This is a genomic window from Mycobacterium sp., assembly GCF_002863225.1.
Taxonomy (GTDB): domain Bacteria; phylum Actinomycetota; class Actinomycetes; order Mycobacteriales; family Mycobacteriaceae; genus Mycobacterium.
In genome coordinates this window covers 60,953-73,261 of sequence record NZ_PKEK01000026.1, presented here as the reverse complement: position 1 = coordinate 73,261, position 12,309 = coordinate 60,953, and the positions used below count along the sequence as shown (strand labels likewise).

The 12,309-nt window shown below is 65.3% G+C and carries 14 protein-coding genes; 4 read left to right on the top strand and 10 right to left on the bottom strand.

The genetic code is table 11. The features are described 5' to 3' along the window. Nucleotides 1-5: 5 nt before the first annotated feature. Complete coding sequence (locus CYU59_RS06665; protein WP_292980663.1) at nt 6-692, top strand: DUF899 family protein; 687 nt, start codon at nt 6-8, stop codon at nt 690-692. On the opposite strand, the gene ipdC is transcribed toward CYU59_RS06665, so the two are convergent. From ipdC to echA20, 4 genes are read right to left on the bottom strand one after another with little or no spacing between them, the layout of a single operon-like run. Beyond that, nucleotides 683-1,744, bottom strand: coding sequence for a (3aS,4S,5R,7aS)-5-hydroxy-7a-methyl-1-oxo-octahydro-1H-indene-4-carboxyl-CoA dehydrogenase (gene ipdC / locus CYU59_RS06660; RefSeq protein ID WP_292980660.1), 1,062 nt, complete (start codon nt 1,742-1,744; stop codon nt 683-685). The genes CYU59_RS06665 and ipdC overlap by 10 nt on opposite strands. Further along, nucleotides 1,741-2,484 (bottom strand): cholesterol ring-cleaving hydrolase subunit IpdB, encoded by a 744-nt coding sequence (gene ipdB / locus CYU59_RS06655; protein ID WP_292980657.1) that lies wholly within the window; start codon nt 2,482-2,484, stop codon nt 1,741-1,743. The genes ipdC and ipdB overlap by 4 nt, the downstream gene beginning before the upstream one ends. Then, nucleotides 2,481-3,365: a cholesterol ring-cleaving hydrolase subunit IpdA gene (ipdA, locus tag CYU59_RS06650; RefSeq protein ID WP_292980654.1), complete on the bottom strand. Its 885-nt coding sequence runs from the start codon at nt 3,363-3,365 to the stop codon at nt 2,481-2,483. The genes ipdB and ipdA overlap by 4 nt, the downstream gene beginning before the upstream one ends. Further along, nucleotides 3,362-4,120 carry a (7aS)-7a-methyl-1,5-dioxo-2,3,5,6,7,7a-hexahydro-1H-indene-carboxyl-CoA hydrolase gene (gene echA20 / locus CYU59_RS06645; protein ID WP_292980651.1) on the bottom strand — a complete coding sequence of 253 codons (759 nt, stop codon included), beginning with the start codon at nt 4,118-4,120 and terminating at the stop codon, nt 3,362-3,364. The genes ipdA and echA20 overlap by 4 nt, the downstream gene beginning before the upstream one ends. A 78-nt stretch (nt 4,121-4,198) precedes the next feature. Here echA20 and CYU59_RS06640 point away from each other — a divergent pair, with 78 nt between their 5' ends. Further along, complete coding sequence (locus CYU59_RS06640; RefSeq protein ID WP_292980648.1) at nt 4,199-4,984, top strand: SDR family oxidoreductase; 786 nt, start codon at nt 4,199-4,201, stop codon at nt 4,982-4,984. Nucleotides 4,985-4,999: 15 nt separating this feature from the next. Beyond that, entirely contained in the window at nt 5,000-5,905 is a 906-nt protein-coding gene (locus tag CYU59_RS06635; protein ID WP_292980645.1) for an SDR family oxidoreductase, read from the top strand. Here CYU59_RS06635 and CYU59_RS06630 read toward each other — a convergent pair. The 6 genes from CYU59_RS06630 to CYU59_RS06605 all read right to left on the bottom strand — a co-directional run bounded on the left by CYU59_RS06630 (nt 5,902) and on the right by CYU59_RS06605 (nt 10,922). Beyond that, entirely contained in the window at nt 5,902-6,852 is a 951-nt protein-coding gene (locus tag CYU59_RS06630; protein WP_292980643.1) for a histidine phosphatase family protein, read from the bottom strand. The genes CYU59_RS06635 and CYU59_RS06630 overlap by 4 nt on opposite strands. Then, nucleotides 6,852-7,841 (bottom strand): histidine phosphatase family protein, encoded by a 990-nt coding sequence (locus CYU59_RS06625; RefSeq protein ID WP_292980829.1) that lies wholly within the window; start codon nt 7,839-7,841, stop codon nt 6,852-6,854. Before CYU59_RS06625 ends, CYU59_RS06630 begins: the two co-directional genes overlap by 1 nt. 90 nt (nt 7,842-7,931) lie before the next feature. Further along, nucleotides 7,932-8,921 (bottom strand): NAD-dependent epimerase/dehydratase family protein, encoded by a 990-nt coding sequence (locus tag CYU59_RS06620; protein ID WP_292980641.1) that lies wholly within the window; start codon nt 8,919-8,921, stop codon nt 7,932-7,934. Nucleotides 8,922-8,930: 9 nt separating this feature from the next. After that, nucleotides 8,931-9,383, bottom strand: coding sequence for a nitroreductase family deazaflavin-dependent oxidoreductase (locus CYU59_RS06615; protein WP_292980638.1), 453 nt, complete (start codon nt 9,381-9,383; stop codon nt 8,931-8,933). 10 nt (nt 9,384-9,393) lie between these two features. Further along, nucleotides 9,394-9,762 (bottom strand): hypothetical protein, encoded by a 369-nt coding sequence (locus tag CYU59_RS06610; protein ID WP_292980635.1) that lies wholly within the window; start codon nt 9,760-9,762, stop codon nt 9,394-9,396. Next, entirely contained in the window at nt 9,759-10,922 is a 1,164-nt protein-coding gene (locus tag CYU59_RS06605; RefSeq protein WP_292980632.1) for a steroid 3-ketoacyl-CoA thiolase, read from the bottom strand. The genes CYU59_RS06610 and CYU59_RS06605 overlap by 4 nt, the downstream gene beginning before the upstream one ends. A gap of 132 nt (nt 10,923-11,054) precedes the next feature. Between CYU59_RS06605 and CYU59_RS06600 the strand changes: the two genes are divergently transcribed. After that, nucleotides 11,055-12,308, top strand: coding sequence for a cytochrome P450 (locus CYU59_RS06600; RefSeq protein ID WP_292980629.1), 1,254 nt, complete (start codon nt 11,055-11,057; stop codon nt 12,306-12,308). Nucleotide 12,309: the final 1 nt, after the last annotated feature.

Genomic DNA, 12,309 nt, shown 5'->3' with positions numbered 1-12,309 from the left:
TTGTCGTGAACACCGCAGGATTGCCGCCCGTCGTGGACCAGGAGACCTGGCAACGAGAGCTGGACGCGCTACGCGTCCGCGAAAAGGCGGCCACCCGTGAATTGGATTCGATTGCCGCGCAACGACGCCGATTGCCGATGGTCGCGATGCCCGACTACACCCTCGAGGGCGAGGACGGGCCGGTGCGACTGGTCGACGTGTTCGAGGGGAAGTCGCAGCTGATCGTCTACAACCACATGTGGTTTCCGGGAGAAGACTGGCAGTGTCCGGGATGCACCGGTATGACGTCGCAGTACACCCGGCTCGAATTCCTGGACAATTGGGACGCCCGGTTTGTCATCGTCACCCAGGGCCCGATCGACGAGGCGCTCGCCTACAAGCGCCGGGTGGGAAATCAGATGACCTGGTATTCCACCGCCAACAGCCCGTTCGGAGCCGACGTCGACGCGCCACCGAACGGTGGCTTCGGGGTCAATGTCTTTCTGCGAGATGGAGATAACGTCTACCGGACCTGGCACACCAACGGTCGCGGGACCGAGCAGTTGCAGCATGTCTTCGCTTTGATCGACGTGCTTCCCTATGGGCGGCAGGAAGAGTGGCAGGACTCCCCGGACGGCTGGCCGCAGTCACCGACCTTCAGTAGATGGGGCGGCTCGCAGGACATCGCCCGCGCCTACGGCCCTCAGTCCTGAATCAGCCCGGACGCCGCCTGTAGGTGTTTGACGGCGTCGGCGACAATCGCGTCGATCAGCTCCGCGCAGGACGGCAGGTCGTCGACGATACCGGCGACTTGGCCGGATGCCAACACGCCGGCGTCGGTATTGCCTTCGACCAGACCGGCTTTGAGCAGCATGGGTGTGTTGGCCGCCATCACGATCTGCGCCATGGTCATTTCCTTGCCGTGCCTCATCGCCAGGCCGTCGCGAATCATCGATGCCCAGGTCATGCCGGACATTTTCTTGAACTTGCCGGCGTTACCCACGGCAGCGGCCAAACCCCTGATCGGCGTGCCACTTTCCAGCTTCTCGACCAGGCCGGTACGCAGCACCCGGTGCGGCATGCCGTCGACACGGGTGGTGACGACCGTGCCGTCCAGGGCCGATTGCAGATAACGCTGCTTGACCGCGTCGGGCACGGTGGAATCCGAGGTGAGCAGGAACCGGGTTCCCATCGCGACCCCGGCAGCGCCGTAGGACAGCGCGGCCGCGAGACCGCGACCGTCGAAGAAGCCGCCCGCCGCGATCACCGGGATGCTGACGGCGTCCAGCACCGAGGGCAGCAGCAGCGTGGTGGCGATCGGTCCGGTGTGGCCGCCGCCCTCACCGCCCTGGACGATCACCGCGTCGGCCCCCCAGGACGCCACCTTGCGGGCGTGCTTGGCCAGACCTACCGACGGAATGACCACGGAGCCGGCTTCTTTGAGCTTGGCGATCAATTCCTGCTTGGGTGCCAGCGCAAAGGATGCGACCCTGACACCCTCGCGGATCATCAGGTCCACCCGGTCGCCCGCATCGCCGGCATCGGCGCGGATGTTGACTCCGAACGGTTTGTCGGTGGCCGCTTTGACCTTCCCGATCGCGACGGCCAACTCGTCGAGCGTCATGGTCGCCGAGGCCAGGATGCCCAGGCCGCCGGCATTTGATGTCGCCGCGACGAGTCGCGCACCAGCCACCCAACCCATTCCGGTCTGCACCACCGGATGTTCGATACCGATCAGCTCGGTCAGTGGCGTGCGCAGCTTCACGACCTGATCTCCCTGTCCCGCAGCGACTTCGGGTCGATCCTCTCGCGGATCAGCTGTAATTCGTCGTCGGTCGGCAGCCGGGATTCTTCAGCGTCGTCGAGGCCGTGCACCTCGAACGAGGTGTTCTCGCGAACCTCGTCGGCCGTGACCCCGGGGTGCAGCGACAAGGCCCGCATCGTCCGGTCGGGGCCGCCGAAGTCGAACACGCCGAGATTCGAGATCACCCGGTAGGTGTTGGCGAACCGGAACGCCGGGTTGTCGGCATCGATGTTGTCCCATCCGATCCCGCAGACGACATCGACCGTCTCGCCGAACACCCGCTTGGAATGGTTGCCCACCCAGTAGCTGGTCGCGTGGTTGATCGCGTTGCCGGGTGCACCGCGGACACCGAACATCTGCCGCTTCGGCCGCTGCAGCGGACCGAACGCGGAGATGTTCTGATTGCCATGACGGTCAACCTGATTGGCCCCCATCACCACGTGCCGCCGACCCCAGGCCAGCGTCTCGAACACCCGACCGAACGGCATCCAACCCTCGACGGAGCCGGTTTTACCCAGCGCCGGAGTGTCGGCGAGTAATTGAGCTTCACCATCGGTCAGCAGGATGTCGGGGGAGAAGGTCAACCGGGCCAACCGCGCACCGACCGACGCCATGTTCGTCATCGGGCTGACCATGATCTCGCCCGCATCGCGGAACAAGTCGGCGCAGGCGACGGCGCAGACCTCGGCACGAGTGCTCACTGTGATGCCTCCTCGGCGAACTTGCGCACTGCCGCTTGGTATTCGGCCTCGCCACCGGAGAGGTAGGTCTGGACGAACGTCTGCCAGCCTTCGTCGGTGCCGGCGGCCTCGGCGTAATGCCGCTGGAACTTCTCGTCGCGGCCGTAATCCGGTGCCGCGGTGGTGAAGTGCGAACCGCCAGGCGCCTCGACAACGCCGTCGACCATCATCCGGTTGATCAGCAATGCCTGTGGTGGTACGGCTTTGACAAGCTCCTCGGTGGAGACGATGCGCTCGACGGACAGGTAGCGCCGCTCGGCCGCCATCAGAAAAAGGTCGTCGAAGTAGGGGTCGATACCGGTATAGGCGGCGTTGCCCCGTTCGTCGCCGAGGTTGAGGTGGACGAACGCGGCGTCCAGGTTCAGCGCGGGCATCGCCAGCAGCGTCTCGTGTCCGCCGCCGGGTGCGGGGTAGGGGCTGGTGACGGTTTTCAGCTCACCCTCCCAGAAGTCGATCACCGAGCTTCCCAGCCCGGCGCGAATGGGCAAGAACGGCAACCGTTGTGCCGCTGCCTGCAGACCGCACCGCAGCATGCCTTCGTCCATCTCGCGGGCCTCGAGCGAGCCGGCGCTGCGGGCCTTGGCGAACCAGGGGTCGTAGAAGGGCGGTGAGTCCAGCGAGACGAACCCGTAGTACACCCGCTTGACCTTGCCGGCGGAACACAACAGTCCGAGGTCCGGGCCACCGTAGGTGACCACGGTCAGATCCTCGACGTCGGTGCGCAGTAACGCCCGCACGAACGCCATCGGCTTGCGTCGCGATCCCCAGCCGCCGATGCCGATCGTCATACCGCTGCGTACCTGCGCGACGGCGTCGTCGAGCGATGTGACTTTCTTGCTCACTTCTTGTCGCCCTTCGAGGTGCCGGCGAACGCGTCGCGGTGCTCGTCAGCAACCCCGGCGAGGTTGAGCTCGAACGTAAAGCCCTGCTCCATGCGATAACTGGAGTTGACCCGCTGGACGTCGATCAGATTCAGCGCTTCCTTGGCGGCGCGGATCACCCGGGTGTCCTTGGCGGCGATGTCACGGGCGACCCGCAGCGCGGCCTCGTCGAGTTCAGATCGCGGCACCACCTCGTGCACCGACCCGAAGTGGTGCAGTGTGGCGGCGTCGACGGTGGCTGCGGTGAAGAACAGTCTGCGCATCATGTGTTGTGGCACCAGGCGCGACAGATGCGTCGCCGCACCCAATGCGCCGCGTTCGACTTCGGGCAGGCCGAACGTCGCGTCGTCGGAAGCCACGATGACGTCGGCGTTACCCACCAAGCCGATGCCGCCTCCGACACAGAATCCGTTGACCGCGGCGATCACCGGGACCGCGCACTCGTAGACCGCGCGGAATGCGGCAAAGCAACCGCGGTTGGCGTCGATGAGCGCGGTGAAGCCCTCGGTGCGTTGCATCTCCTTGATGTCCACTCCGGCGTTGAAGCCGCGGCCCTCGGCCCGCAGGATCACCGCGTGCGTGGTCGGGTCGTTGCCGGCGGCGGTGATGACCTCGCCGAGTTCGAACCAGCCCTGCGACGGGATGGCATTGACGGGTGGGTAGTCGACGGTGACCGCGACTATCCCCGGTTCGACGGTGCGCGATGTGATTGTCATCGAGATCCTCGACCACTTCCTTGGGGGACGACGGGAGACGATTTACCTAAGCAAGCACTTGCTTGGTACGCTAGCACAGTGACTCTTGCCGACGAAGGCCGCGCATTCAGCTTCGGGCTCGCCGGCCGGGTCGTGCTGGTCACCGGCGGCGTTCGAGGGGTTGGCGCCGGTATCAGCACCGTTTTCGCTGAGCAGGGTGCCACCGTAGTCACCTGTGCCAGGCGCGAAGTCGACGGCCTGCCTTTCGAATTCCACCCGTGCGACATCCGCGACGACGACGCCGTCAAGGCGATGATCGACTCGATCGTGGAGCGGCACAGTCGCCTCGACGTGGTGGTGAACAACGCCGGCGGATCGCCCTTCGTCCTGACGGCGGAGTCCAGCGCGAAGTTCAACCGCAAGATCATCGAACTCAACCTGCTCGGCGCGCTTTCGGTGTCCCAGCACGCCAACGACGTGATGCAGGGCCAGCCGGACGGCGGGTCGATCGTCAACATCTGTAGCCTCAGCGGCCGCCGGCCCTCACCCGGCACCGGCGCGTACGGGGCGGCCAAAGCCGGTCTGGAAAACCTCACCCAGACCCTGGCGGTCGAGTGGGGCCCGAAGGTCCGGATCAACGCCTGCGTCGTCGGCATGGTCGAAACCGAGCAGTCGGAGTTGTTCTACGGCGACGCCGACTCCATCGCCGCGATTTCGAAGAACGTCCCGCTCGGCCGGCTCGCGACGCCCGCCGATGTCGGTTGGGCCGCAGCCTTTTTGGCCTCAGACGCAGCGTCGTATATCAGTGGCGCCTCGCTCGAGGTGCACGGCGGCGGCGAGCCGCCACACTACCTGGCCACCACCAACGCGAGCTCGGTCAAATAAGAGGAGAACAAAACTATGGGTGTGGTTGACGGCCGTGTGGTCATCGTGACCGGAGCGGGTGGCGGCATCGGACGTGCGCATGCGCTGGCTTTCGCCGCCGAAGGCGCCCGCGTCATCGTCAACGACATCGGGGTCGGCCTGGACGGATCACCGGCCGGCGGCGGCAGTGCCGCCCAGAGCGTCGTCGACGAAATCGTCTCCGCCGGAGGCGAAGCCGTCGCCAACGGTGCCAACATCGCCGACTGGGACCAGGCCGCGGGACTGATCCAGACCGCGGTGGACACCTTCGGCGGCTTGGACGTGCTGGTGAACAACGCCGGCATCGTGCGCGACCGGATGATGGCCAACACCAGCGAAGAAGAATTCGACGCCGTGATCGCGGTGCACCTCAAGGGCCACTTCGGGGCCATGCGGCACGCGGCCTCGTACTGGCGCGGGCTGAGCAAAGAGGGCAAGAGTGTTGACGCGCGGATCATCAACACGAGTTCCGGTGCGGGCCTGCAGGGCAGCGTCGGTCAGGGCAACTACAGTGCGGCCAAGGCCGGCATCGCCGCGCTGACCCTGGTCGGCGCCGCGGAGATGGGCCGATACGGCGTCACGGTCAACGCGATCGCGCCCTCGGCCCGCACCCGGATGACCGAGACTGTGTTCGCCGACATGATGTCCACCCAAGACGACGACTTCGATGCGATGGCGCCGGAGAACATTTCACCGTTGGTGGTGTGGTTGGGCAGCAACGAGTCTCGTGATGTCACCGGCCAGGTATTCGAGGTCGAGGGCGGCAAAATCCGGGTCGCCGAAGGATGGGCCCACGGACCGCAGATCGACAACGGCGCCCGATGGGACCCGGCCCGGCTGGGGCCGGTGGTGGCCGATCTGCTGGCCAAGTCGCGGACACCCGTGCCGGTGTACGGCGCCTAGACCGAACCGCCCAATGCGGCGACGATGTCGTCGAAGACCGCAATCGGGAATTGCGAAGCCGCCGTTTCGATTTGGCTGAAGCCGAGTTGAAGCGCGCTGTCAATCGTTGTCGCGTTGCCGGTCAGAAGCGCTTCGTAAATGTCGTAGCCCACCGCTTGCGGAACCTGGATGAAATCACGGAAGTCGACGAACAGGTCGGTGAGCAGACCCGGATCCTCGGGTACCGGAATGCCGTCCCAGCTGACCAACGTCCAGTCACCCGGTGAACCCTCGATGACGACTTGTCCTGTGTAGGGGAGTAATTCGCCGGTGGTGAACAGCTCGTGGAGCACCACCCCGAAGTCCGGATTGTCGACGTTCATCAGCGCCCAGATGGCGATGGTGCCCTCATGGGCGAACACCGCGTCGGTGTCACCCGCGATGCTGCCGTCGTAGATCGTCTGGATGGCCTCGTCGACACGGGCGTCGAAGACGATGCCGTTCGCGTCGGTGGAACCCACCAGCGGGACGGACGTCAGCCCGAGCGTCCACAACGCCGGCGCCAGGAGATACAGCGCACCGCCCAGGGGCAGCGTTCCGACGTTGACCGGTGCGCCCTCGAAGATTCCGGCGTCGATCTCGTTGAGCCCGGCCAAGAATGGCGTCTGGATGGTCTGACCGAGTGCGTCGGCCAGCGGCTGCGCGGTCTCCTGCGAGCGAACCATCGTCGAGGCCCAGATCTCGTCGATATCGCTGTTCTTCAACAACTCTGCCAGCTCGGAGGCCTGTCGCATGCCCTCATCGGTGAGGCCGGGGCCGGGCACCATGGTGTTGATGACGGTGTTGTCGCCTCCCTCGGCATGCCGGATGAAATCCAGCACGATCGATCCATCGTCGGCGCGGGCCAGTGCCGAGCCGCTGGAAAGCATTGCAGCGGCAAGAAATCCGATGGCCAGCGAGCGATTCATCAGAGACCTGCCCCGAAGGCGTCGACGATGTGGTCGAAGAAGTCCACCGAGAACTGGCTGAACGCCGCTTCGAGTTGGGTGTACCCGGTCTGCAACGCGGCGTCGATGGTGAGCGCGTCACCGGTCAGCAGAGCTTCGTAGATGTCGTAGCCGACGAACTGCGGCGCCTCGATCAGGTCGCGGAAATCGACGAACAAGTTCGTGAAGAGGCCGGGATCCTGCGGCACCGCGACCCCGTCATAGCTCACCAGCGTCCAGTCCCCGGGGCTGCCGCTGATGATCACCTGGCCGGTGTTGGGCAGGAATTCCTGGTTCTTGATCACCTCGTCGAAAAGGATCGAGAAGTCGGGGTTCTTGACATTCATCAGCGTCCAGACCGCGATCGAGCCCGCGCTGGAGAATGCGACGGCGTTGGCCGTGCCGGTCGAACTCGCGGTCCCGTCGTAAATGGTCTGCAGCGCGGCGTCGAAACCTTCGTCGAAGGTGATGCCGTTCAGGCTGGGATCGCCGAAGTTGGGTACCAGCGGGAATCCCAACGTCCAGGAGATGGGGCCCAGCAGGTAGAGCAGACCCGCGAGGCTGAGGGTGGGTTGGCCTTCGAAGACCCCGGCGGGAATCTCGTTGAGTCCGGACAGCGTCTCGACAGGGAAGGGGTTCCCGTTGTTGAGTGCGCTCAGCGCCTCGGCCAACGGTTCGGCGGTCTGCTGAGTCCGGATCGCGTCAGAGGCGAAGATGCCCGCGATGTTGTCCTTGAAGACGCCGTAGATCGAGTTGGCGACGGCGTTGGCTTGTTCGACGCCCGTCGCGTCCAGCGGCGCTCCCGGCGGTGCCGTGTCGATGATGCCGTTGAGATTGGACAGCGTCTCGCCGTGCCGGACCAGGTCCAGCACGATCGATCCGTCGTCGGCCCGCGCCAGTGCCGACCCCATGGTCAGCAGGCCCGCTGACAGCAGCCCGACGACAAGGGGACGCCCGAATCGGTTGCTCATCACGCGGGCAATCTATCGCATTGACCTCGCGATTTAAGGTAAATCACAGCTTTGATTAAGCCGAGTCATACGTCGGAGGGAGCCGACGAACTAGATGCGGCCGACTTCCCGCAGCCCGTCGACCGTGTCGGCGAGTGTCTGCGCCGCGTCCCGATGCGTGATGCCGAGGTCGCGTTCGGCAGGTGTGTCATCAGAAGGCGGCATCTGGGTGTAGTACTGCATCGCGGCAGAGTTGATCGGCGTCTCGAACGGCAGGTAATCGCCGACCACGTCGAACACGCGACCGATGGCGCGCAGTCCGGCATCGGGAACCGGGACGGCCACCAGATTGCGCTGAGCGGCGGCGCCGAGCAGCGATGCCAGCCGATCCACCGCGATGCGTCGGCCACCGGCCATGTAACGGCGCGGTCCTTTCCCCGGCTGCAACAGGGCGACGTGCAGGGCCGCGAGGTCGCGGACGTCCACCACGATCCAGCCGGCGCTGCGCCCGGGCACCCCGCGCATCTTGATCGCTGCCTCCACACCCTCGGCCGCTTCACCGAACTGGTCACCCGCGGGTGGTCCCAGCACCATGCCGGGATAGGTGATGTTCACCGGCGCACCGCCATCCTGGAGACCTCGCGCATACGCTTCGACGATGGCCTTGGACTTGCCGTAGCCGTCCGACCCGCCGACCACGGGCAGGTCGGCATGCAGCATCGGTAGACCTGGCCGAAACAGCGCCGAGAAACTCGAGACGTGGATGATCGGGTCGATCTTCGCCGCGGCGGCCCCTCCCAGCACATTGCGGGCGCCTTCGAGGTTGGTGCGCAGCATCTCCTCGCTGCGGTCGGGGTCGGTGGAAACCATTGCTGCGCAATGGATGACGGCCTCACAGTCGCATAGAGCCGCGGCAGTGCTGTCGGGGTCTGCGATGTCACCGACGACGTAGTCGCTGACGTCGACGCCGATCCGGGCCGCACTGGTGTGCAGGCGATCAGGGTTTCGCGCGAGAAATCTGACGTGGTGCCCGGCGTCTTCGACGGCCTTCGCTGTCCACGCTCCGACGAATCCGGTGCCGCCGGTGATCAGAACCTTCATCACCGTGGGCTACGGGTCGCAGATGACGATTGGGATGACGCGGTCGGTCCACGACTTGTAGTCCTCGAACGAGGAGTACATCGCGACGAGTTTCGGCCAGTACTGCTCGCGTTCGGCTTCGGTGGCGTCGCGGGCGGTGAGCTTCAGGACGTCCTTCTTGACCTGCACCGTTACCTTCGGGTTCGCCTTCAGGTTCAGGTACCACATCGGGTTGTCGGCCCGCCCGCCCTGCGAGGCCACCAAGACGATGCGGTCGCCTTCGCGCAGGAAGAGCAGCGGGCTGACCCGCGGCTGCCCGGTCTTGCGGCCGATGGTGGTCAGCAGCGCGACCGGCGCGCCCTGGAGAAATGTGCCGCCGATTCTGCCGCCGGAGACTTTGTAGGCCGCGGTGTTGAGTCGCGACATCCACTTGATGAGGACGCCGGTGCCGGCGGAATTCAGTGCGCGCGGCGGATTGGCCATTGGGTTCTTCCTATCGGCGGTGCTGGATGAACGGACGCATCTGAGCGTTGATGTGTCGGATCTTGCCATCCACGATCAGGAAGGTTTCGTCGACGTGCGCGCACACTCGACGCCCCACCAGCGTCGGTTTGGTGATCACGTCGAACTGAGCACGCACCCGGTCGCCGTCCACATCGAACTTCGGCGGCGTGCACTGCTCGATGAGTCGGAACTGTGGTCCGCGATTCAGGCTGCGCCGCAAGTGGTTTCCGGAAAATCCGGTCTTGATCCCCATCTCGATCCGAACACAATCCGGCGCGAACGGGACTTCGTCGCCCCGATGGTTGGCCAGCGCGTCGATGTACAGCTGTGCCGCGGCGATCCGATCTTGGTCGGTCAAATGCGCTCGATGATGGTGCCGGTCGACAACGCCCCGCCGGCGCACATCGTGATCAACGCGGTGGTCTGGTCGGTGCGCTCCAATTCGTGCAGCGCGGTGGTGATCAGCCGGCTGCCGGTACTGCCGACCGGGTGGCCCAGCGCGATCGCGCCGCCGTTGACGTTGACCTTGTCCATGTCGGGGTTGTGTACCCGCGCCCAGGACAGCACCACTGAGGCGAAGGCTTCGTTGATCTCGGTGATGTCGATGTCGCCCATTTTCATCCCGGCCTTCTCCAGCACCTTCGCTGTCGACTGCACCGGGCCGTCGAGGTGGTAGTAAGGCTCGGCGCCAACCAGCGCCTGGCTGACGATGCGCGCCCGCGGCTTGAGGCCGAGCGCCTTGGCCTTGTCCTCATCCATCCACAGCACGGCGGCCGCGCCGTCGGAGATCTGCGACGAGGTGCCCGCGGTGTGGATGCCACCGTCGAGCACCGGCTTGAGCTGGCTCAGGCCCTCCAATGTGGTGTCACGCAAGCCCTGGTCCTTGCTGACGATGTGCCGATCGCTGGTCGGTTGCTTGTTCTCGTCGAGCACCGGTGCCTCGATGCCGCTGATCTCACGGTCGAAGCGGCCCTCGGCCCACGCCTGCTTGGCCTTGCGCTGCGAGTCGAAACCGAATTGGTCGATCTCTTCGCGAGTGATGCCGCGGCGCTTGGCGATTCGCTCTGCGGCGGTGAACTGGTCGGGCAGGTCGATGTCCCATGAGGCGGGCCGAAGGATGCCGCGGTCCGGGCCGGCGTTGGCGCCCAGGCCGACACGGCTCATCGCCTCGATGCCGCAGGCGATGCCGACGTCGATGGCGCCCGCCGCGATCAGGCCGGCGATCAGACCGTTGGCTTGCTGGCCACTGCCGCACTGACAGTCCACGGTCATGGCGCCGACATGCTCGGGCAGCCCGGCGACGAGCCAGCCGACCCGGGTGATGTTGTTGGACTGCTCGCCGTACTGCGTTACGCAGCCGCCGACGATCTGCTCGACCTCGCCGGCGTCGATGCCGGCCTTCTCCACAAGCGCCCGCTGCGTTGCGCCCAACAACTCGGTGGCGTGCAGTCCAGACAGCCACCCAGCGCGCTTGCCGATCGGGCTGCGGGTGGCTTCAACAATTACCGGGTTACCCATGAGGTCAGGCTAGAACACGTTTCATTAGCCTGACAAGCGACGATGACGACCTGCCTTTTATCTGCGCAGGAGCCATGTTTTACTGGCACTAGAACACGTTGCAATTAGTGTTGAAGAGGAGCGCACCACGTTATGGCACCCCCCAACATCCCCGCCGACTTCGACTTTCTCGACGCGGACGTCAACCTCGCCGGCCTGCCCGTCGCCGAACTAGCCGAACTGCGGAAAGCCGAGCCCGTTCACTGGGTCGACATTCCGGGCGGAAGCGGCGGCTTCGAGGACAACGGTTACTGGATCGTCAGCAAGCACGCCGATGTCAAGGAAGTCTCGCGCCGCAGCGACGTCTTCTCCAGTTGGCTGAACGGCGCCATCCCGACGTGGCCGCAGGAGATGAAGCGCGAGCAGGTCGAGTTGCAGCGCAGCGTCATGTTGAACATGGACGCGCCGCACCACACCCGGCTGCGCAAGATCATTTCCCGGGGGTTCACGCCCCGCGCGATCGGGCGGCTGGAGGAAGAACTGGCCCAGCGCGCGCAGAACATCGCCAAGTCGGCGGCCGCCGCCGGTAGCGGTGACTTCGTCGAACAGGTCTCGTGCGAGCTTCCGCTTCAGGCCATCGCCGGCTTACTGGGTGTGCCTCAAGAAGATCGCGACAAGCTGTTCCGCTGGTCCAACGAGATGACGGGTGGCACCGACCCCGAGTACGCCGACGTCGACCCGGCGCAGTCGTCGATGGAACTGATCATGTACGCGATGGCGATGGCCGCCGAGCGCAACGAGAACCCGACCGACGACATCGTCACGACGTTGATCCAAGCGGACATCGACGGGGAGAAGCTCTCCGACGACGAGTTCGGCTTCTTCGTGATCATGCTCGCGGTGGCGGGCAACGAGACCACCCGCAACTCGATCACGCACGGCATGATCGCGTTCTCGCAGAACCCCGACCAGTGGGAGCTGTACAAGAAAGAGCGGCCCACGACCGCCGCTGACGAGATCATCCGCTGGGCCACACCGGTTTCCGCCTTCCAGCGCACCGCCAACGAAGACCTCGAACTGGGTGGCGCCCAGATCAAGAAGGGCGAACGTGTGGTGATGTCGTACCGCTCGGCCAACTTCGACGACGAGGTCTTCGACGACCCGCACAGCTTCAACATCCTGCGCGACCCGAACCCGCACGTCGGGTTCGGCGGTACCGGTGCGCACTACTGCATCGGCGCCAACCTGGCACGGATGACGATCAACCTGATCTTCAACGCGGTGGCCGACCACATGCCGGACCTCAAGCCGGTGTCGGAGCCCGAGCGGCTGCGGTCGGGCTGGCTCAACGGCATCAAGCACTGGCAGGTCGACTACTCCGGCAAGAGTGCGGTCGCACAGGGATGAA